An 18233-nucleotide genomic window follows, 5' to 3' on the forward strand; every position below is an offset into this window, starting at 1 on the left:
ATGCTCATCCCGGACTGGTGGCCCCGTTGTTCAGGCCGCTAACGGCGGCATCGCGTTCCTGCATGCAGATACCGTCAACATCGGGGCCAGTGCACGTGTTGCTGGGCTGAAGGACTACCTTGTGGCGGCCGCGCATGCTGCTCGAGAGCACCCTTATCCGGGGGTTGTGCCAGGTACGTCTCCGCCGCTGACCGCTGTCTATCTCCGCCAAACAGCCATTCGTTCACTCGAGGTCGAGCCGACTCAACATGACAGAACAAGGTCGCGGCGCTCGCAATTGCTGCCCGCTGATCGGATCCTTGGCCAGCACTATACCTGTGCGATATTGGGTGCGCCGGGGAGCGGTAAGTCCAGCCTGTTGCGAACCCAACTCACCGCTCTAGCTGTCCAATGGCGGCAGGGAGGGACTGCAGCTGCCGTGCCAGTTCTGGTCCCGGCGGCTGCATTGCCGGGGCGTCCGCTGCCCGAGGCCCTCGCACGTGCCATCACCGCCGAGTTGAGCTCATTTGGGTTGCTCCACGAGGTGCCAGCGGACTTTTTCGCCACTAAGCCGCACCCAGGTATCCCGTGGCTGGTGCTCGTGGACGGCCTCGATGAGATCACTGACCCAAACACGAGGTGCCAGGTCTTGCGCAGTCTGGCTGCCATCTCCGCCGGCGACCACCAGTCAACGTATCGGTTCATCGTCGCCTCCCGCCCTCTCCCGCAGAGCGAACTTGATCTGTTGGGAGAGCAGGTTCCCCGCTATGAACTACAGCCTTTTGACGCTGGCGACTTGCCGGCGTTCGCCCGCAGCTGGTTCCAGGCCCTTCGCCTGCCCGAAGTCGACGAGGTTACTAGGCGTTTCATTCGATCCCTGGAGCGCGCCGGAATCTCAGATCTGGCCCGCATGCCTCTGGTGGCGACCATGCTCTGTCAGCTCTATGCCGCTCGCCCCGACGAACCTCTGCCCGGAAGTCGGGGTCAGCTCTATCGCAAGTTTGTCGAATTGCTCCACGAACGGCAGCACACTGCTGGCCTTACAGGTATCCGCCATCAGACGCGCGCCGCTCTGGAACGCTATGGGGAAGGTGCCGTTGCCCGGGCCCACGACGTCCTTGACCGCCTGCCGGACCTGCTCGGCCAACTCGCAGTCAAGCGGTCTACCGCCGACGACCAATCAGCACTGAGTTTCCTGGCTGAGCAGTCCCTTGCCCAAGGCCCCCCAGGGGTTCCCGACAATATATGGAAGTCGTTCCTGGAAGCGTGCCTACGCCGCAGCGGCCTGCTAACACTTCGTGCAGGAGATTTCGGCTTCCTGCACCAGACTCTCCTAGAATACCTTGCCGCAGTCCATGTCACCCGAGATGCCGATGCCCATAAGAAGCTGCTTGAGGTCGTCCTCAACGTACTCATGAGCGATGACGACATCTCAAGGTGGTGGCAGTTCGACAGCTCGCCGTGGTGGCAGTCCGACGGCATCGATACAAGAGACCGCAGCGGCATTCCGGTCCTTGGGCTCAACGGTCAGCATATGCTCACTGCAACGCTCTCCTTTGTCGGATTCCTCTTTGATTCCGGAGACGTGCCCTCGCCCGACGCCGTGGAAGTCCTTGAACGTCTCGCAACCTATGGCGGGCTACGCGGTTGTCGCTTCATCACAGCGCAAGTGCAGGTGGGGACTGGCCTTCCTCAATCGGTGGTGCATGCGGCCGAGGCGGCGCTCGACTACATGGCCCGCGATGCCACCCTCAGCCCCGCTTCCCGGGCGGATGCAATTAGAGAACTGGCCAGGGTCGGCGATACCCGTAGCAGGGATCTGCTCGATACTATGACTCGCGATGTCGCCCTCGGCGGTCAGCTTCGGTTGACGGCAGCCGGGCAACTCGACTTGGCCGGAGATACCCGCGGTAAGGGTCTGCTCGCCGCCCTCGCTCGCGATCCTTCTCTTGACGCTGACACTCGAGTTCGGGCAGCTGGCTGGCTGGCAGACGACAAGTATCCCCTGGGAGCCGATCTGCTTGATGACCTCGCTCGCAATCCCGACATCAACTCCGATAGCCAATACGAGGCAGCCCATCTCCTGGCCATGCTCCGCGATAGTCGCAGCGTTCAGGTGCTCGATAGGATCGCTAACGACACTGCTCTCAACATCCGCCTCCGCAGAGAGGCAGCGTGCGACCTAGCCGGAATGACAGACGACCGCGGCGTCTACCTCCTCGATGCCTTGGCACGCGACAGCAGTCTGCACACATTCGACCGGATACAAGCGGCCCATGACCTCGTCCGCCTGGAAAGTCCTCACGCCGCTGCAGCTCTCACCGCCCTTGCCTACGACACTACGCTCGGTGCGGGGAGCCGGGAGTACGTTGTGAGTGAACTCGCAACAGCAGTCCGCGAACCGCACGTAACCGACCTGCTTCGCAGCCTGGCCTACGACACCGCTCTAAACACCTTCGTACGGATACAGGCAGCCACAGAGCTAGCCGAACGCGGAGGCAAACCCGGGGCCGACCTGCTCAACACTCTTGTATATGACGAGAACGTTGAGGGCCTAGCCCGGGCACAGGCGGCTTATGCCCTGAGCTCTGCTGGAGACTCACACGCCACCGATGCTCTCAATGCGATCGCCCAGGACGCCACCCTCGAAGGGATGCTCCGGCTGCAGGCAGCCGCGCACCTAGGCGACCAGCAAGATCCTCGGGGAGTCGACTTGCTCAATGCCCTGGCTCAAGACGTCGCCCTTACTGAACTCGTCCGAGAAGAAGCGGGAAGAGAGCTGCGCAAACTCCGAGGACCGCGGGACACGTAGGCGTTATGCAGACCATGGGAACCCGACAACCTCCTTCCCGACAACTGACTTGCCTAATGAACGGTCCACAGGTCCCCAGTCAGCAGCCTCGGTTCGGTGACCTCGTCGAGCACCGCGCAGTCGTGCGCGGCCACCGCAGCGACCTTCCGCAGGTCGGCCGCGTCCAGGCCGACACTGGCCAGGTCGGCGGCGATCTCCTCCAGCGACGCGATCACCGCCTCGCTCCACATGCCGTGCCCCGGACCATTGACAGGCCCGAAGTGCGGGCCGCGCACGTCGTGCACAGAGCGGGTGATGGCTCCCATCTGCTGGAAGAACGTCGGCCACGCCGTGCGTGGATACGCCCCCAGGTGCTCAGGAGCGGGGATGCCGTCCAGGTGGGTCTGGATCATCCAGTCCCGGCCGATCACCTCGTGCGACCAGTCCGCAGCGATCATCTGCGGCATCAACGGCGCGATGACCGCCAGCCAGGGCTGGCTCGCGTACTCGTTCCGCATCAGGTGGCGCTCGCTGCGGAACTGGCGCCCCTCCTCCGGCGCGACCCGCAGGACCACCGGCCGATCCCGCCCGGCCAGGGTCACGCGGTAGACGTGGTTGTACATACTCGTGCCCAGTTCGACGGCGGACACTGGCGTGGCAGCGCCCCCGAAGGCCCGTCGGCAGACCTTCTCGATCTCCTCCGCGGTCAGTGACTGCTGGAACGCCTCCGAGGCACGCTCAACCGGCTGAAAGTCCATGCCGCTCAGGATGGCCCGCTCGTTGGCCGTTCGTCACATCCATCGCGTACGGCGATACGGCCGGCATGCATCCATCCTGGTGACGCAGCCGGATCACCGCCCCCGTGAACGCGCTGGGCCTGCCAGTGGCACTGGAGGCGTTCCTCACCACGCTGCTGGAACGCACCACCAGCGGGGATTGAAGAATCCGCGAATCTTGGTTCCTGGTCCTTCTCCGTCACGCATTCGCCCACGGCAGACGCGAAAGGCTCCCAAAAGACTGGAACACCCTCCGGGGCTATGTCAACGTACAACACCCCGGAAGTACAGGGCCGGTAAGCGGCCCGCCGGGTGATCTGATGAGGAGTCTCTTCTGTCGATGCGCGCTCTCCGATCTGTTCGAGTGACCGCTCCTTCCTCTTTGCTCTGGAGGCCAACGCGCTCAATCCAACTACGGGGCGCTCTCGTCCGGCATTTGTTTGTGCGTCCGCACGACCGGTCTTCTCGGTGAGGGCCTGGTGCAGCGGGGGTATCGCCTGGATCGGCGCATCCTCGCCTACGTGGCTAGGAACCCCGGGTCGGCAAGTCGTGTGATCGCAGCGCGGGTTGGCAGAACAGAATGTGTTGTTGCCGCGAGACTCCTGCACTTCTGCGAGGCGGAACTGTTGGTCGCGGAGCAGGCAGGCATCGGGGACTTGAGGCCCTATCGGCTGCTGTCATGACTGGAAACCTGCTCTGCTGCTGTCCGGGAGAGAGCGCAACATAGACCACGATCGCCGGTTAGCCAAACCGGCGATCGTCGCGACCATTGAGGGTGTTCGCATTCGACTGCGCTTGGCGGTGGAGTCGTAACGGACGCAGGGCAGCGCTGCGTGTCGAGGCAATACAAAGCGAGGCCCTGAACTGTGCCTCTGGCACGGACAGCTCACGCCTGTCGACAGGCGCGTGTCCTGCGCTCACTTCGCGTGGTGCCGTGCTGTCACACGCCCTGTCGCCCCTCGTCTCTGAGTAAGGAATTCCATTTCATGCGCCGATCCGCGATACCCCCTGCCCTTTTCCAATATCGGCCAGTTACTCCCGTTGGCCAGTCGGCCGATGCCACGCCTTCACAAGAGGGGGCGGTGACGTCATGGCGATAGCGGTCAGACAGGGGCAGAAGCTGACGGTGGACGAGGTTTGCATCGAGCTGCAGATCGCGCGATCGACCTTCTACGACTGGCGGCAGAAAGGGCGGGGGCCGCGCTGTATTCGGCTGCCCAATGGATCACTGCGCATACGGCGCGGAGACTTTGAGAACTGGCTTATGGATTGCGAGGACGCTTCCTGATGGACACCAGTTCGTTGGATGTTCGTTTCTACCCTGTGGAGACGAATAAGCGGGCCAAAGGAAAGACTTACACCATCCGTTGGAAAGTCGCCCACAAGAAGCACAGTAAGACCTATAAGAAGATCGCGGTCGCCGATGACGAGCGCTCGAAGCTGATGTCTGCGCACAGGAAGCGCGAGCCATTCGACATCGAAACGGGTCGTCCGATTTCCTGGATTTCCAAGGCCGCCGAGGTCAACTGGTTCGACTTCGCTGTCGAGTATGTCAACTGGAAGTGGCCTCGTGCGTCCGGGAACACCCGGAAGAACATGGCAAAGGCGCTTACGACCGCGACGATCGCCCTGCTGCGCACGTCGCCGCCGAAACACTTCGATCCGGTACAGGTCCGCAGGGCTCTGCGGGAGTACGCCTTCAACGTCAACCGGCGCACTGACCCCGAGAAGCCGGTGCCGGCCGAGGTGCAGACAATCCTCGACTGGGTCCAGCGGAACGCCCTCTCGATGAGCGCCTGGGAGAAGACCGAGAATGTAGACAAGGTCGTCACGGCTCTCGGCACCCTCCTGGACGGCACCGCGGCAGCTGCCAGCTCGATCACGCGCAACGACCGGATCATGAACCTGGTCATGGGCTACGCGATCAGGCACAACTACCTGAAGGTCAACCCGCTCCCGAAGGGCAAGGGAGAGCGCACCCCGCCGAGGGTGGCGCCGGCCATCGACAAACGCTGCCTGCTGAACCGCGACCTGGTCGCGAAGATGCTGGACTGGATAGGCAGGCGTCCGCGTCGCGGACGCCTCTACCGGGCCTTCTTCGCCGCCCTCTATTACGCGGGGCTCCGTCCAGAGGAGGCCGTGGCCCTCCGTGTGGGCGATGCCACGCTGCCGGAGACAGGGTGGGGCGAGTTCCTCGTCCATGAAGCCCAGCCCGAAGTCGGCAGCCAGTGGACCGACACCGGCGACGTCCACGAGGAACGGGACCTCAAGGGTCGGGGTGAAGGCGACACGCGCCTCGTCCCCATCCACCCCTCGCTCGTCGCGATCCTCCGCGAGATGATCAAGGAGTACGGCCTCAAGCCAGCCGACCTCCTTTTTCCGGGAGAGAAGGGCGGCATGCTGGCAGGGTCGGTCTTCCGGCGAGTCTGGGCCAAGGCGCGCGAGGAGATCCTGTCGGAGCACGAGTTCAAGTCGCCGACCGGCAAGCGCGTGTATGACCTGCGTCATACATGCCTCACGACCTGGCTGAACGGCGGCATCCCGCAAGCTGAAGTTGCCGAATGGGCAGGGAACAGCGTGACGGTCCTGCTGGCTATATACGCACGCTGCATAGTCGGCCAGCGGGATGACTATCTGAGACGCGTTGAAAGCCTGCAAGATCTCCCGCGGGTGGCGGCGTGAAGAGCGGCCTCGGAACCCCACGAAGACGGGGCCCGAGGCCGCTCTGCTGTCTACTGAGAGGGGTTGAAAGGGGGTCCCGGACGTCCCGATTTTGTGGGACGCATGTGGGACGGACGCCCGTAGAAGCCCGGTTTTGACCGGTGTCAGCCGGACTCCACCCCTGGTGGGGTGAGAGATTCCGATCTATCTGGAAAACCGAATGAACGCAGTCTGACCTGCGAAAACATCGCCATCCTGACGGGAAGTCAGTGGCGCCCCCGGCAGGACTCGAACCTGCGGCCAAGCGCTTAGAAGGCACCTGCTCTGTCCCTGGCTCCTCACTGCCCGGCGCTGGTGCAGCTGGCAGTGCCTCAACGCGGTGCTTGATTGTGCTGATTCGCCGACGGCAGACACGTTGAGGGCGCAATTGACTGGAATGACGCGCCGAAGCAAGCAAACCTAGAACAGTCCGCAGCAGCGCGACTACGCGCTGCTTTCACGTGTGTGCGCCAGGGCGTCGGGAGTATCGAGTCGGGCGCAACATAGCCGACGATCGCCGGTTAGCCAAACCGGCGTTTCTCCAGACCATTGAACTACCCGCTGATCTGCCGGGTGTGTTCCATCGTTCCCGCAAGGAGTTCAAAACTATGTCGGTCGAAGTCATGGAAGAAGAGTGGCTGTATTCCGAGGAGCAGGTTCGAGCGCTGCTTGAGTGGGTGCGTGGACGGGAGGGTGTTGAACGTTCGGTGTACCCCTTCATGCGTGTTGTGGCCGAGCAGGCTCTGCGCCCGGGCGAAGCCCGTGAGCTGCGAGTGAGCGACGTGGTGCTCCCGGAGCGTGGCCTGGGCAAGCTGACCGTCAGCTACAGGGAGAAAGCGAGGGAGGTTCCCCTCCGCTCGCAGTCCGTCGAGTTTCTGCGGGCATGGATAAGCGAGGCCGGTCTGCGGGAGGACGATCTCCTGTTTCCCGACCTGCGCGGACGTTCAGCCTCGACTCCCGTATACCAGCAGGTATGGGAGCAGGCCCAAGAGGCCGTTCTGCCACGGGATGAGCGGTATTCGTGGCGCCTGGGGGAGCCCATCTCCATTCTCCGGGAGTCCTGCCTGGTGAAGTGGCTCGGGATGGGCATCTCACCCTTCGCGGTTGCTGAGTTGGCCGGTGTGACTCCGAGTTGGCTGGCCCTGCGTTACCCGCACTGCTTCCGTGTGGAAGACACCGAGATCGGCTGGGACCGCCTGGCGGACGTCATGGGCCTTCAAGAGTCACTGAAGTCGTGAATTTCGCCCCGCGCTCTGGCTGAGGTCCAGAGCGCGGGGCGCGTGGGGCACAACCGCCCTCTTGGTATGAACTCCTGAGCGCGATGAAGCCGCCGTGTGATCAACCTCCGTTCGGCCGAGGCTCTCCCCACGCGTTTCACCCCCCGACAGGGTTACTTGACCGCCCCTTACACCGGCCGACGCTCTGATGGCCGTCTCGCCGGGCGCCCAGTCCTTCCCCAGTACTTCGAGGCCCCGCTATGTCCGCACGCCTGCTGTCCATACCCACCGTCGCCGCCGCCCTGGACGTCGACCGTCGAACCGTCTATCGCTTCATCGCAGCCGGCGACCTGTCTGTCGTCGACCTCCGCACAGGGCCAGGCCGCTCCCGTGTGCGGGTCCCCGCGGCCAGCCTTGACGAGTTCCTCAGCCGTCGCGCCGTTGTCATGCCGACAACTCGCCGCTGACCCCGATCATGGCGGCCCCGTCGTCGAACAAGGAGTAGAACCTGTACCTCCGCAAGTTGAAGTCCGGCAACTGGCAGGCGACCGTACGCAACCGGGCAGGAGACCGGTACAGCGAGTCGTTCCCCCTCAAGGCGCAGGCCCGCGCCTGGGGCACCGAGATGGAGACACAGTCCGCCCGCGGAAGCATGCGCGACCCGAGAGCCGGCGAAATCACGTTCCGTGAGTGGCACGACAGGTGGTGGGACGCCCGCATCGTTGAGCCCCGCACCCTTCGCGGCGACGCCTCCACCATCAAAAACCACGTCATGCCCCACTGGGCGGACTGGGAGATGCGGGCCGTTACTCGCATGGACGTCCAAAGCTGGATCCGCTCCCTGGTGGAGAAGGGCGTGGGCGCTGCCGCGATCAAGCGGGCGTACAACCTGACGTCGTCCATCATGCGCGCGGCCGTGGATGACGATGTGATCGCGTTGAGCCCGTGCCGCCGCATCGACCTGCCCCAGATCGCCATCAAGCCGCCGCAGTGGTTTACGACCGACCAGGCGCAGAGCATCCTCGACGAGCTTTCCGCCCCCTGGAAGACGATGTGCCTACTTGGCGTCTACACCGGACTGCGCTGGGGCGAACTCTCCGGCCTTCACCGTCACCGCATCGACCAGCGCCGCTCGCGCCTCTTCGTGGTCGAGGTCAACACCAAGAGGGGCATCAAGGAGTATCCCAAGAGCTCCAGGAGCCGCCGGGAGGTCCCGCTCCCGGCCCATGTCCTGGAAGCACTTGAACGTCACATATACCGGCTCGACCGGGATGCCGTGGTGTTCACTACCGTCACCAAGGGCCGGTCCGGACGGCTCCTCGATGACGGTAACTGGCGCCGACAGACCTGGTGGCCAGCCATCGAAAGGGCTCACTACTTCGATGGCGACGGCGAGCAGCAACTCGTCCCGCACTACCCGCCCCACTCCATGCGCCACACCTGCGCCTCATGGTTGGTCCAGAAAGGGGTCTCCCTCTACGAGGTCCAGCACCTCCTCGGCCACGAGAGCTTCCAGACCACCCAGCGCTACGCCCACCTGCAGCCGGACGCGCACAAGGCCGTGCTCGGCGCGTGGGAGCGTATGGAAGTGCCGCTCACCATCGCTGCATAAACGATCCTTCGCCCCGTTCCCTGTGGACGGGGCGAAGCTGTTTGCGGACGAAGTGGGCGCGGGTTACGGGGCTTCGTCGGCCTGCTGGTCCTGCGGCAGGGTCCAATGGCCGTCGGCATCGAACGGCCACGGATAGGCGTAGCCATCCACCTTGGCCATTTCGCGGAGCGCCTCCCGCGTCGCCGGCGGGTCCGGCGGAGCGTTCAGCCGGCGTCGCAGCGGATCGAGTTGTGCAGCGTACGACTCAGCCCACTCCAGCCAGGCCGTTTCCTCGGCCGGAGCCAGGGCGCTCTCGGTTCTGGCGCGGGCGGCCTGGCAGAAGGCGCGGATCTCGGCGGCCCGATGCCAGGCTCCGACCTGTGCGTTGAGGAACTCGGCCCGGTGCTGCTCGATCTGCCACTCACGGGCTTGTTTGATGGCCGCGTACCACCGGCGCCGCCGCTCGGCTTCGAGGAGTTCCTGCTCCCGGTCTCGGCGTTCCGCTTCCGCAGCGCGGTGTTCGAGATCCTGCAGAAGGAGCCCTAGCCGGGACTCCAGGGTCCATCGTGCTCCGTCGCTGTACGAGTAGGAGTACCAGCTCTTGGCGGGTGCACCCAGAGCAAGGCGGCCGTTGAACTCCTCGTCGTACTTGGGTAGTCGGATCCACGGATTGCGCTCTTGCTGACGGAGCTCCTTCGGGGTCGGCTCATGCGGGACTTTGGTCGTCCTCTCGGTGAGGGCCAGGGGAAAGGCGCGACCCCGGATCACGACGGCCAGGGTGTGTACGGCCTCACCGCGTTCCAGGTCGGTCTGGGCCTCGGCGGAGTACCCGCGGCTTTCGGCTTCGGTCAGAAACGCATGCATGATCCGTAGACCGCGGTCGGCGAGCGGACGCGACACATGCAGCGGGATGACCTCGGCCATGCCCCGCGTATCGACCGTGCCTTGAGAGCGGCCCATCGCCTTGCGCGTCGCGCGGACCAATGAATGCGGACGCTCCAGAACCTCTGGCAGCTCGATCGCCGGCACCGGAGGAGGCTGAGCAGCCTTCTCGGCCGCCTCGTCGGTCAGAGTGAAGATGCAGTCGCCGCGCTGGCGACCGTTCCACCGCAACTTGTGGCCTTCGGGTACGTGACCGTGATGAAGCGCGTTGTAGTAGGCGGCTCGCCAGCGGCCTCGGGTCCGAGGCGCGGGATCAGCGACTGTGATCTTTCCTGAGGAGGACAGCAGCCGGGAGACCAGCTCGGCTCCGCCGGCCGGGGCCAGCGCGGCTTGGGCCGCATCACCCCCCAATCGATCCTTCTCTTCCTGCACCTGTCGGGGGTGCACGCCGTGCTTGAGGTAGTAGCGGCCGTCCGCCGTCACCACGGCGACCTGACCGCTGCCACCCCAGGTCCTCTTGACCAGTCCGCGCTGTTCCAGCGCCCAAGCCGTCTGGGTACGAGCCGGCGGGATCCGCATCGCCTCGGAAGTCGCCGCGATCTCGCGGAGCAAGGCGTCCTGTGGCGCGGACACTGCGTACTTCATGGCTCCGACTCCGCTCGACGGGTGGCAAGGTGGCCAACGTAGAACGGGCCGTCCGCTGCCGAACCCCATGGGTCGCTCGTACGAGTGCCTCACGGCGATCCCGCCTACCGCCAACTGCAGTCGGTGTAATGGCAGCCTGGTGCGGTTCTCAGCCGAGGTCCGGAATCATCGGACTCTTCGAGCCCGGCATTGGACCAGCGGCGGGAGGTTGCGAACACGTCAATCAGGTCGCGGGGCTGCGGTCGTCGAGGGCGCGGACCTTGATCTCGATCACGTCCTCCTCCGCGGGGACAGGCCCGTACGGACTCCGGGCGACGGGCCGCCAGAAGATTCTCTTGAGGATGTCGACCTCGCACTTCTGGCCGTGGCCGGGTCGGTCACGGTGAATCGGGCGGACCACGGGGCGGTCTTCAATGACCGTACTGACCAGCCGCGGGCTTCCAAGCCGGTGCGGATGGTGGCTGCGATGTCGGTCATGGGTGCCGGGGGTTCGGTGGCGACATCGAGGTCCTGGCTGGGGCGGTCGACGAGACGATGTGCCCGCACGGCGTATGCGATTTCCGCTTACCGTTCTGGACGACGTACATCGTCCGCGACGTGCGACAGGGCGTCTCGGCAACTTCCGAAGCGGGTGAAGTGGGTGTTGAGCCGGGAGAAGGCTGGCTGTGAGAGCAACGGCCGTGGTTCAGCGAGCAGTTCCAGGAGCGCTCGGCTGCCATCCCCGGCCCCAGCCTTCTGTGCCTCTGCGATCCGTAGGCCCGGTCCCGCACCCGACGCAGCCACGCCAGGTTGCTCAGCCTCGCCCCCGCCGCTACTCGGGCGGGCCGTACGTCATCCCCAGCGAATGCTCCTCCAGGCTGCGGAAGGTCAGTTGGTCGTCCCGGACCTCATTGAGCAGGAAGAGCTCCCGGGTCCGACACTCCTCGCACAGGCTGACGACAGCGAACGGCCAGAGGTCCACCGGAGCCCCGTACGGGGCACTGTCCACGTAGATACGGTCGGGCCGCAGCGGCTGGGTACTCGACCGCTCGAACGGCTCCCAGCTCGGATGGCTGCCCCTCAGCCGGAGCCCGACTATCCGGTACGAGCCCTCGTCGAGGTACTCGCACCGCTCCACCCAGTCCCAGTGAGTCCCAGAGAGCCAGCTGACCGCACTGATCGCCCGCACGACATGCGGTTCCAACCGCTCGACGTCTTCCGCCAATTGGTGGCTGGCGCGGACGCCGTGAGCGTGGTGCGAGGTGTTCCTGAAGTCCTTGATGTGGCCTAGGAGAGCGCGCGCGTTGCCCCGGTCGCGCACGGTGGCGAGCTGCTGGATGCGGGGCGCGATTCCCTCCGCCTCCAGCCGATCGAGGATCCAGAGCCAGGTGCCGAAGGTGGCGCCGGTCCGGAACTGCTTGCGCAGGTTCCGGGAGAAGCCGTTCGAGGCGGCTAGCTCGGTGAGCGCCAGCACGCCCAGCACCCGGGCCAGACCCTCGCCCAGCTTGAGCAGTCCGTCCTTCCGCTCCGCCGGATGCGTGCTGACCCGGTACCGACGGGACAGCGCGGCGGCGTGGTAAGGAAAGCTCCACTCGGCGCGCGAGATCGGGTCGTCCAGCGGCCGCACGAGTTCGCCGATCAGGCCAGCCTCGTGGGCAGCGGCCCTGATCTCGTTCCGAACCCCCTGGACGTCCCGTTCGCCGCTGCCGAAGACGTTGGGCAGGATTCCCGACATCGTGGTCCGCAGTGCGCGCCGTCCGTCCTGCACGGTCTCCAGGAGACTCTCCACCTCGCTGTCAGTCACCAGGTCGACGGGGACGTGCGTGTCCAGCAGATCGCGAGCGCTGGGGTACAGACCGTTGTCCTTGCGGGAGTTCAACCACTCGCAGAGCGCCTGGCCGCTGTCGCGGAGCGGCTGCAGCACGAAAAGTGAGGTCGCCGCCTCGCCGAATCCCTGCGGTAGCAGGCGCCAGTTCCCCGGCCGCCCGACGAGCATGCCGCCCGAGCACAGGGTCAGCGTCAGCCCATCCTCCGGCGCGTCAGGGAGCTCAACGGCCGAGTCCGCCTCGTGGAGATCTTGGGCGCGCAGGTGCTTGGGCCGGTCGCTGCCGTCCTCCTGCTCCTCGCCGCGCTGCGGCGGGTGAACCCGGGTGGTCTCCAACCGAGCAAGGTTGCGCAGCAATTCGAATTCGCCGTCGAGTTCCGGCCGGTAGAAGAGCGCGGGTGGGATCTCGCAACCCACCCGCGTCCTGCTGTCGTCGATCCAGGCGTCCGGAGCGGTCGGGTGTACTTCGCGTCGGAGGTGGTCGCTCGGATCCACCTGCAGCGGCAGGTGGACGAACTCGCGCAGTTCGGGATCTGGCTCGTACGCCTCGCCGATCCGCTGCGGCTCTCCGTCGCGATCGCGCACGCCGACGGCCTTGCGGACCGCCGCCTCGAAGACCTTCCCGCGCGGCCAGCTCACGCCGGCCGAGGCAACCGCCCGGCGCAGCGCCGTGACGGCCTCCTGGCCTCTCGTCCACATTGAGCCGACCAGCGGACGCAGGGCGGCCACCAGGGCAGCGGGATCCCGGGACTTCTGGATCACGCGCGATTCGGCGAGCCGAGTCAGGACCTCCTCGGACAGCTCGTACCGGAGCCGCAGCGGTTGATCGACCGTGACGCGCTGGTACATCAGTTCGTGGGTGGAGACCACGCGGACCCGGTCGTCCGGCTGTTGGGCGGGGTCAGCGGACAAGGCGTCCAGGTAGAGCCCGGTGATCTCGGCGATCTGGTCCGACGTGATGTATTTGCGCTTCGAGCCGACGGAGCGACGCATCCGCTGCCACTGCTCCTGAGCGTTCAGCAGCAGCACCTGGCCCCTGCGCTGTGCCGGCTTGCGGTTGCTGAGGACCCACAGGTAGGTGCTGATGCCGGTATTGGGGAAGAGGAGATCGGGCAGCGCGACCACGGCCTCGAGCCAGTCGTTCTCCACGATCCACCGCCGGATGTCCGATTCGCCGGACCCCGCACCCCCGAAGTACATCGGGGAGCCGTTGAAGATGACCGCTATTCGGCTGCCGCCCTCGCCTGAGGCGCTCACCGGCTTCATCTTTGCCAGCATGTGCTGCAGGAAAAGCAGTGAGCCGTCGTTGATCCGGGGAAGGCCAGCTCCGAAGCGGCCCGCGAAGCCGAGCTGCTCGTGCTCCGACCGGACGGCGTACTCGCTCTTCTTCCAGTCGACGCCGAACGGCGGATTGGCGAGAAGGTAGTCGAAGGCGGCCCCCTGGTGCCCGTCCTCGGCGAAGACGTTCCCGAAGGCGATCGTCGAGGCCCGGCGGCCACTGGTCATCATGGTCGCACGGGAGATCGCCCATGACTCCCGGTTGATCTCCTGGCCGTACAGCGTGACGTCCGCCTGGGGGTTCATCAACGCGATGTACGAGGCCGCCTCGGTGAGCAGGCCGGCCGTCCCGCAGGCCGGATCCAGGATGGTGCGGGCGGCGTGTGGCGACGTCAGGAGGTCCGAGTCGGCGGAGACGAGGAAGCTGGCCATCAGGTGGGCCACGTCCCGGGGGGTGTAGTGCTCCCCGCTCGCCTCGTTGCCGCTCTCTGCGAACCGCCGGACGAGCTCCTCGAAGAGACTCTCCATGTGGTCGTCGGTGATCATCTGCCCCAGGTCGATCGAGACGAACTGCGCGACGACGCGGTAGAGGAGTCCGGCCTGGCGCAGGCGGGTGACGGTCCGCTCGAACTCGAAGCCGTCCAGCAGTTCCCTGACGTTCTGGGAGTACCCGTCGACATGGGCCAGGAGCAACCGGTCGACGTTCTCCGGATCGCTGAGCACGCTCTCCATGGAAAACCGGCTGGAGTTATAGAAGGGCCAACCCGAGGCGGCCGTCAGGCGCTGCTCCCGCTTCTCGCCGTCGGTGCGGTCGGCCTCGTCGAGCACTGCCTGCCGGCTCGGGGCCAGCAGGCAGTCCAGCCGGCGCAGCACCGTGAACGGCAGGATCACCCGCCCGTACTCGGAAGACTTGAAGTCGCCGCGCAGCAGGTCGGCCACCGACCAGACGAGCTTGGACAGATGCCCGGTGCCGTCACTCATGCTGTCCTCCGCAGGCCGGTGCCCTCCATGGGACTGATCATCCCATGGCCGTGGCCGGGCCGGCCCACAAGGAACACGGGCCGGCGACATGCCTGTGACGGTACCTGGGGACCTGGGCGGCGCCACAGCCCTCGCCCGTGGAGTGGCGGCGCGTCGTCGACTACGCGAAACGGCGCGGCCTGGAGCTGGCGGGCAAGCGTATCGAGAAGGTTCCGGGCGGTGGGCCGGGCTGGAGCCGTTTCTTGCGGATGGTCGGCATCCCAATGCGCGGAGTCAACGGCCGAAAGAGGGCAGGGAGGTTCGACAACGCTGTTGGTGATCCCGTTCAGCAGGGCATCGAGGGCCTCGTGTTGGCGCCAGTCGTACGGGAAGGCGTCTCGCACTTGCTGGACAATGGTGGGTGACGCTTGGCCAGTAAACCCCGGGCGAACAAAGCGGGCTCGTTGCTCAGGACGACCGGAGCATCAGACTGGGTGCTGCGCCATGTGGGGCGCGAGCTGCCTCTCCGCCCGAGGCGCGGGGCCTTCTCTGTCTTGCTGTCCAACCCCTTCGCTTCGCGTTCATGTTCCCGTACCAACTGCCGTTGTGCCGGATGCCGAACGAACCCGCCGGGTAAGCGGTCGGGCGATCACTCCGCGTCGTGCCGCATACGAACAACCTCCATGTACGAGGGCAGAGAATCCATACCAGAGACCACAACTCCCCTCGACAGCGTAATCGTACGAAGAGGCAGCACCAACGCCAGCGGTGCCACGTCCAGGTGGGGCAGTGAGGTCTCGATGGTCAGGGAGCGAAGGTGCGGAAATTCACGCAGCCACCTCCAGGAGTCACCGATGTCCGAGGTTAGCCACAGATGAGTGAGCTGCGCTTGGCGGCAGCCGTTGAGGAAGTCGACGGCGGTGAAATCACCGACGATCTTGATCCAGGCCCGCCCGCCGAAACTGCTGATCGCTTGCAGCTCGGCCGGGTTGGAGACCGGGAAGTAGAGGCGCTCCTGGCCGAGGTGGGCGATGACCTCCTGGCCGTAGATGATGGTGTCGAAGCTGCTCCAGGCTCGTACGAGTTCATTGCGCACCCGTAGGTCGTGGTAGCCGCGATAGCGGGCGAGCACGTCGATCGCCGCATCGGTCGCGATACGGGTGGCAGCGAAGACCGTGAAGTACGCCTCGTCAGCAGCCCGCTGCTCTGCGGCTTTCTCCTCGTCCGACCGTTCGTCGACGGCCCTCTCGTCGGCAGGCCACTTCTCCACCGGTGGAGCCTCCGGCGGATACGGAAGCAGGTCCAGTACCACCGGGCCGACCTCGATCAGCGCTCGGGCCTGATCCGCTGTGCGGGGCGGGATCAGGGCGCTTGCGCGCTGCTGCACTTCCGCCCGGACCTCGGGGTCGAGTTCTGTGGCGTGTTCCAGACACGCCGCCGCCAAGAGGTGCAGTCGGTTCATCCCGTGCGCCGTGACGTTGTCCCGCCGGATGATGCCGGTCAGAAGCCGGGTGCGTTCGGTCAGGCGGGAGTGGGCGACGGCCATCCTGATGACATCCTCCCACTGGTCCAGGTGCGCATTGGCGATGAGGAAGTCGAAGTCGAGCCCCTCCACCGCCGCCTTGGCCCCGAGGTAGTCCTGGAAGGTCCGGTGGATGAAGTCCATCGATTGAACGCTCGGTTCACGCAGCAGGCCACTACGGATTAGGAGGTGTCGGTAGATCTCCTCGGCCGTGCCCTGCTCCGCCACCTTCGGCATCGTGGGCAGTGCCTGGGCAAGGAGGTTCACCGCGTCGGCACGGTCCATCTCGGAGCGGCCGTTGCGGATCATCCAGTAGGCCAGCTTCTGGATCAGCTGAATGTGGTGCGCCTCGCCGATGCGGATCGATCCCGGCTTGTACACACCGCGTTCGCGGTCGCGTCGGAAGAGAAGCATGGACAGCGCCGCGTCGTAGATCTCCTTGCGACCTTCGGGTAGATAGCCGTGGCGGTCCTGATGAAGTGCGCAGATCAGGCCACACATCAGAGGATTGGTGGCGAGTCTGCCGAGGTCCTGCTTGACGCGCACCGCACGTAATAGCTCATGGGCGTACTGGTCGCTGATACCGGCTGCCTGGTGCCAGCGGATCACGAAATCGGCGATGTTGTCCCTACTCATGGGCGCGAGATCCGCCTCGACGAAGCCGTCTCCACTCAGCCAGTGTTCCCGTACGGCGGAAGGCCGGGACGTGACGAGCCAGCGATTTCCCGGATAGGTGCTGATCAGTTCCTGGAGCCAGCGACGGGCGTCGTTGCGGTCGTCCTCCGGAATCTCGTCGATTCCATCAATGAGGATCAGCCCGCGGCCCGCTCTCAGTACACGGTCGAACCAGCCCGCCGGCTGCAGCGCGGCGATGAGACAGTCCACCGCGGACAGAAACTCGTCGGGGGCCGGAAGTTTGGCCCCGCCCCTAGTGAGCGTGCGCAGCGGCAGCACGAAGGGCACTAGACCGAAGAGGTCCAGCTGGTTCGGTCGGGTCGTGGAGACTGCCAGCCATTGTACGAGAGTGGTCTTGCCCGAGCCAGCCACGCCGCGCAGCAGGACCCGGTTGTGCGCGGCCAGTACCTGGTCGGCAGAGAGCCTGGTGGGAAGTACTCCGGTGGCGTCGCCCACGGCGTCGAGACTGAGATATGCGACGTCCAGCAGCCAGTTCTCTGGCCCTTGGGACAAGTCGAGGCCGAAGATGCTCAACTTGCCGTACTTGTCGGTGATGTAGTGCGAGTATCGCTTCTCGAAAGGGCCGTCGGCGGGGGACGGGGCCCTGGTAATGAGGGAGTCAATCTTGTGCGTCAGTTCCTCTAGGCTCCGGCTCTGTTCCACGAGGGTGCGCGGCACGAACGCCGATCGCTGGGTGAAGAAGTTCAGAATGTGCAGGCATGCGGTGTTCAGCACGCTTGCGTGGAGTTCGACGGCATCGGCTGACAGTCCCAGCACGGCTGTGGGACTCATCGACCTTAAATGCCGCGCCAGCCCCATGTGTCCGAGGTGTACCGCCTGTACGTCATCCATATCGAGGGTGCCCATGACGCGCAGAGAAGAGGCGACCGCGTTGGTGACGGCTCTAACCTCGTGACTGGGTAACTTCTCCTCGCCTGTGGCCTGCGCGGCGCGCGCTACCAACTCCTCCGCTATCCTGTGCATCTCCTTGTCGGACAGGGTCCGCTGCTCGCCGCGGAAAGAGACGAGCCGGGACACGCGGACCGGCCTGTCGACAAGTTCTGCCCCGGGCACCCCGTTCAGAAAGAGCTTCCTGATCAGCGGGCTCACAACGCTGGACGCGAGGCGCGCCCCGATGACCGCGGGTTCCATCTGCTCTCCGAATGATGACGCGCGGCGCCATTGGCCGCCCTGGACAGCAGGATATGACGATTCAGTGATCATTAGTCGCGCTCTGTTACATTTGGTCGTGGTGCCGGCGTGAACATCAGCGAGCCGGAGCGCACCCTGTCGGCCACGGCCTCGGTGGCGCTCCACCGGGAGCCTCACCGAGGCAACCCTTCTGGGCGCGGACGGTATCCACACTCTCGTGCACGTTCAGCGAGCCGACCGCAGCGGCTGCAGGCTGACCTT

General features: G+C 65.3%; 10 protein-coding genes and 1 pseudogene. 6 read left to right on the top strand and 5 right to left on the bottom strand.

What is annotated here, in order from left to right; translation table 11 throughout:
- The first annotated feature begins 166 nt into the window (after positions 1 to 166).
- On the top strand, positions 167 to 2791 hold the full coding sequence (locus OG936_RS27890) for an NACHT domain-containing protein (protein WP_406500638.1): 2625 nt from the start codon (positions 167 to 169) through the stop codon (positions 2789 to 2791).
- A gap of 53 nt (positions 2792 to 2844) precedes the next feature.
- Here the strand turns inward: OG936_RS27890 and OG936_RS27895 are convergent, their stop codons facing one another.
- The gene (locus OG936_RS27895) at positions 2845 to 3528 is read right to left on the bottom strand and encodes a phosphotransferase family protein (RefSeq protein WP_406498343.1); all 684 of its coding nucleotides are present in this window, start codon (positions 3526 to 3528) and stop codon (positions 2845 to 2847) included.
- Positions 3529 to 4636: 1108 nt separating this feature from the next.
- On the opposite strand from OG936_RS27895, the gene OG936_RS27900 reads away from it, so the two are divergent.
- The 5 genes from OG936_RS27900 to OG936_RS27920 all read left to right on the top strand — a co-directional run bounded on the left by OG936_RS27900 (position 4637) and on the right by OG936_RS27920 (position 9075).
- Positions 4637 to 4834, top strand: a complete 198-nt coding sequence (locus OG936_RS27900) for a helix-turn-helix transcriptional regulator (protein ID WP_406498345.1) — start codon at positions 4637 to 4639, stop codon at positions 4832 to 4834.
- Positions 4834 to 6228: a tyrosine-type recombinase/integrase gene (locus OG936_RS27905; protein WP_406498347.1), complete on the top strand. Its 1395-nt coding sequence runs from the start codon at positions 4834 to 4836 to the stop codon at positions 6226 to 6228. Before OG936_RS27900 ends, OG936_RS27905 begins: the two co-directional genes overlap by 1 nt.
- A gap of 626 nt (positions 6229 to 6854) precedes the next feature.
- Positions 6855 to 7484: a tyrosine-type recombinase/integrase gene (locus tag OG936_RS27910; protein WP_406498348.1), complete on the top strand. Its 630-nt coding sequence runs from the start codon at positions 6855 to 6857 to the stop codon at positions 7482 to 7484.
- A gap of 239 nt (positions 7485 to 7723) precedes the next feature.
- The gene (locus OG936_RS27915; RefSeq protein ID WP_328865064.1) at positions 7724 to 7930 is read left to right on the top strand and encodes a helix-turn-helix domain-containing protein; all 207 of its coding nucleotides are present in this window, start codon (positions 7724 to 7726) and stop codon (positions 7928 to 7930) included.
- Positions 7931 to 7986: 56 nt separating this feature from the next.
- On the top strand, positions 7987 to 9075 hold the full coding sequence (locus tag OG936_RS27920) for a tyrosine-type recombinase/integrase (protein WP_406498350.1): 1089 nt from the start codon (positions 7987 to 7989) through the stop codon (positions 9073 to 9075).
- Positions 9076 to 9138: 63 nt separating this feature from the next.
- On the opposite strand, the gene OG936_RS27925 is transcribed toward OG936_RS27920, so the two are convergent.
- The 4 genes and pseudogenes from OG936_RS27925 to OG936_RS27940 all read right to left on the bottom strand — a co-directional run bounded on the left by OG936_RS27925 (position 9139) and on the right by OG936_RS27940 (position 17972).
- On the bottom strand, positions 9139 to 10581 hold the full coding sequence (locus OG936_RS27925) for a hypothetical protein (RefSeq protein WP_406498352.1): 1443 nt from the start codon (positions 10579 to 10581) through the stop codon (positions 9139 to 9141).
- Between the two features lie 173 nt (positions 10582 to 10754).
- A pseudogene (locus tag OG936_RS27930) lies at positions 10755 to 11133 on the bottom strand (hypothetical protein); the annotation flags it as partial.
- A gap of 259 nt (positions 11134 to 11392) precedes the next feature.
- The gene (locus OG936_RS27935; RefSeq protein WP_406498353.1) at positions 11393 to 14644 is read right to left on the bottom strand and encodes an N-6 DNA methylase; all 3252 of its coding nucleotides are present in this window, start codon (positions 14642 to 14644) and stop codon (positions 11393 to 11395) included.
- Between the two features lie 628 nt (positions 14645 to 15272).
- Positions 15273 to 17972, bottom strand: coding sequence for an NACHT domain-containing protein (locus OG936_RS27940; RefSeq protein WP_406498355.1), 2700 nt, complete (start codon positions 17970 to 17972; stop codon positions 15273 to 15275).
- Positions 17973 to 18233 lie beyond the last annotated feature (261 nt).

The sequence above is a fragment of the Streptomyces sp. NBC_00846 genome, from assembly GCF_045207325.1.
Classification (GTDB): Bacteria; Actinomycetota; Actinomycetes; order Streptomycetales; family Streptomycetaceae; genus Streptomyces.

What these genes read in the sequence shown, in the direction of transcription:
- OG936_RS27895 (WP_406498343.1), bottom strand. Translation starts at nt 3,528, where the DNA reads ATGGACTTTCAGCCGGTTGAGCGTGCCTCGGAGGCGTTCCAGCAGTCA.
- OG936_RS27900 (WP_406498345.1), top strand. Translation starts at nt 4,637, where the DNA reads ATGGCGATAGCGGTCAGACAGGGGCAGAAGCTGACGGTGGACGAGGTT.
- OG936_RS27905 (WP_406498347.1), top strand. Translation starts at nt 4,834, where the DNA reads ATGGACACCAGTTCGTTGGATGTTCGTTTCTACCCTGTGGAGACGAAT.
- OG936_RS27910 (WP_406498348.1), top strand. Translation starts at nt 6,855, where the DNA reads ATGTCGGTCGAAGTCATGGAAGAAGAGTGGCTGTATTCCGAGGAGCAG.
- OG936_RS27915 (WP_328865064.1), top strand. Translation starts at nt 7,724, where the DNA reads ATGTCCGCACGCCTGCTGTCCATACCCACCGTCGCCGCCGCCCTGGAC.
- OG936_RS27925 (WP_406498352.1), bottom strand. Translation starts at nt 10,581, where the DNA reads ATGAAGTACGCAGTGTCCGCGCCACAGGACGCCTTGCTCCGCGAGATC.
- OG936_RS27935 (WP_406498353.1), bottom strand. Translation starts at nt 14,644, where the DNA reads ATGAGTGACGGCACCGGGCATCTGTCCAAGCTCGTCTGGTCGGTGGCC.
- OG936_RS27940 (WP_406498355.1), bottom strand. Translation starts at nt 17,972, where the DNA reads ATGGAACCCGCGGTCATCGGGGCGCGCCTCGCGTCCAGCGTTGTGAGC.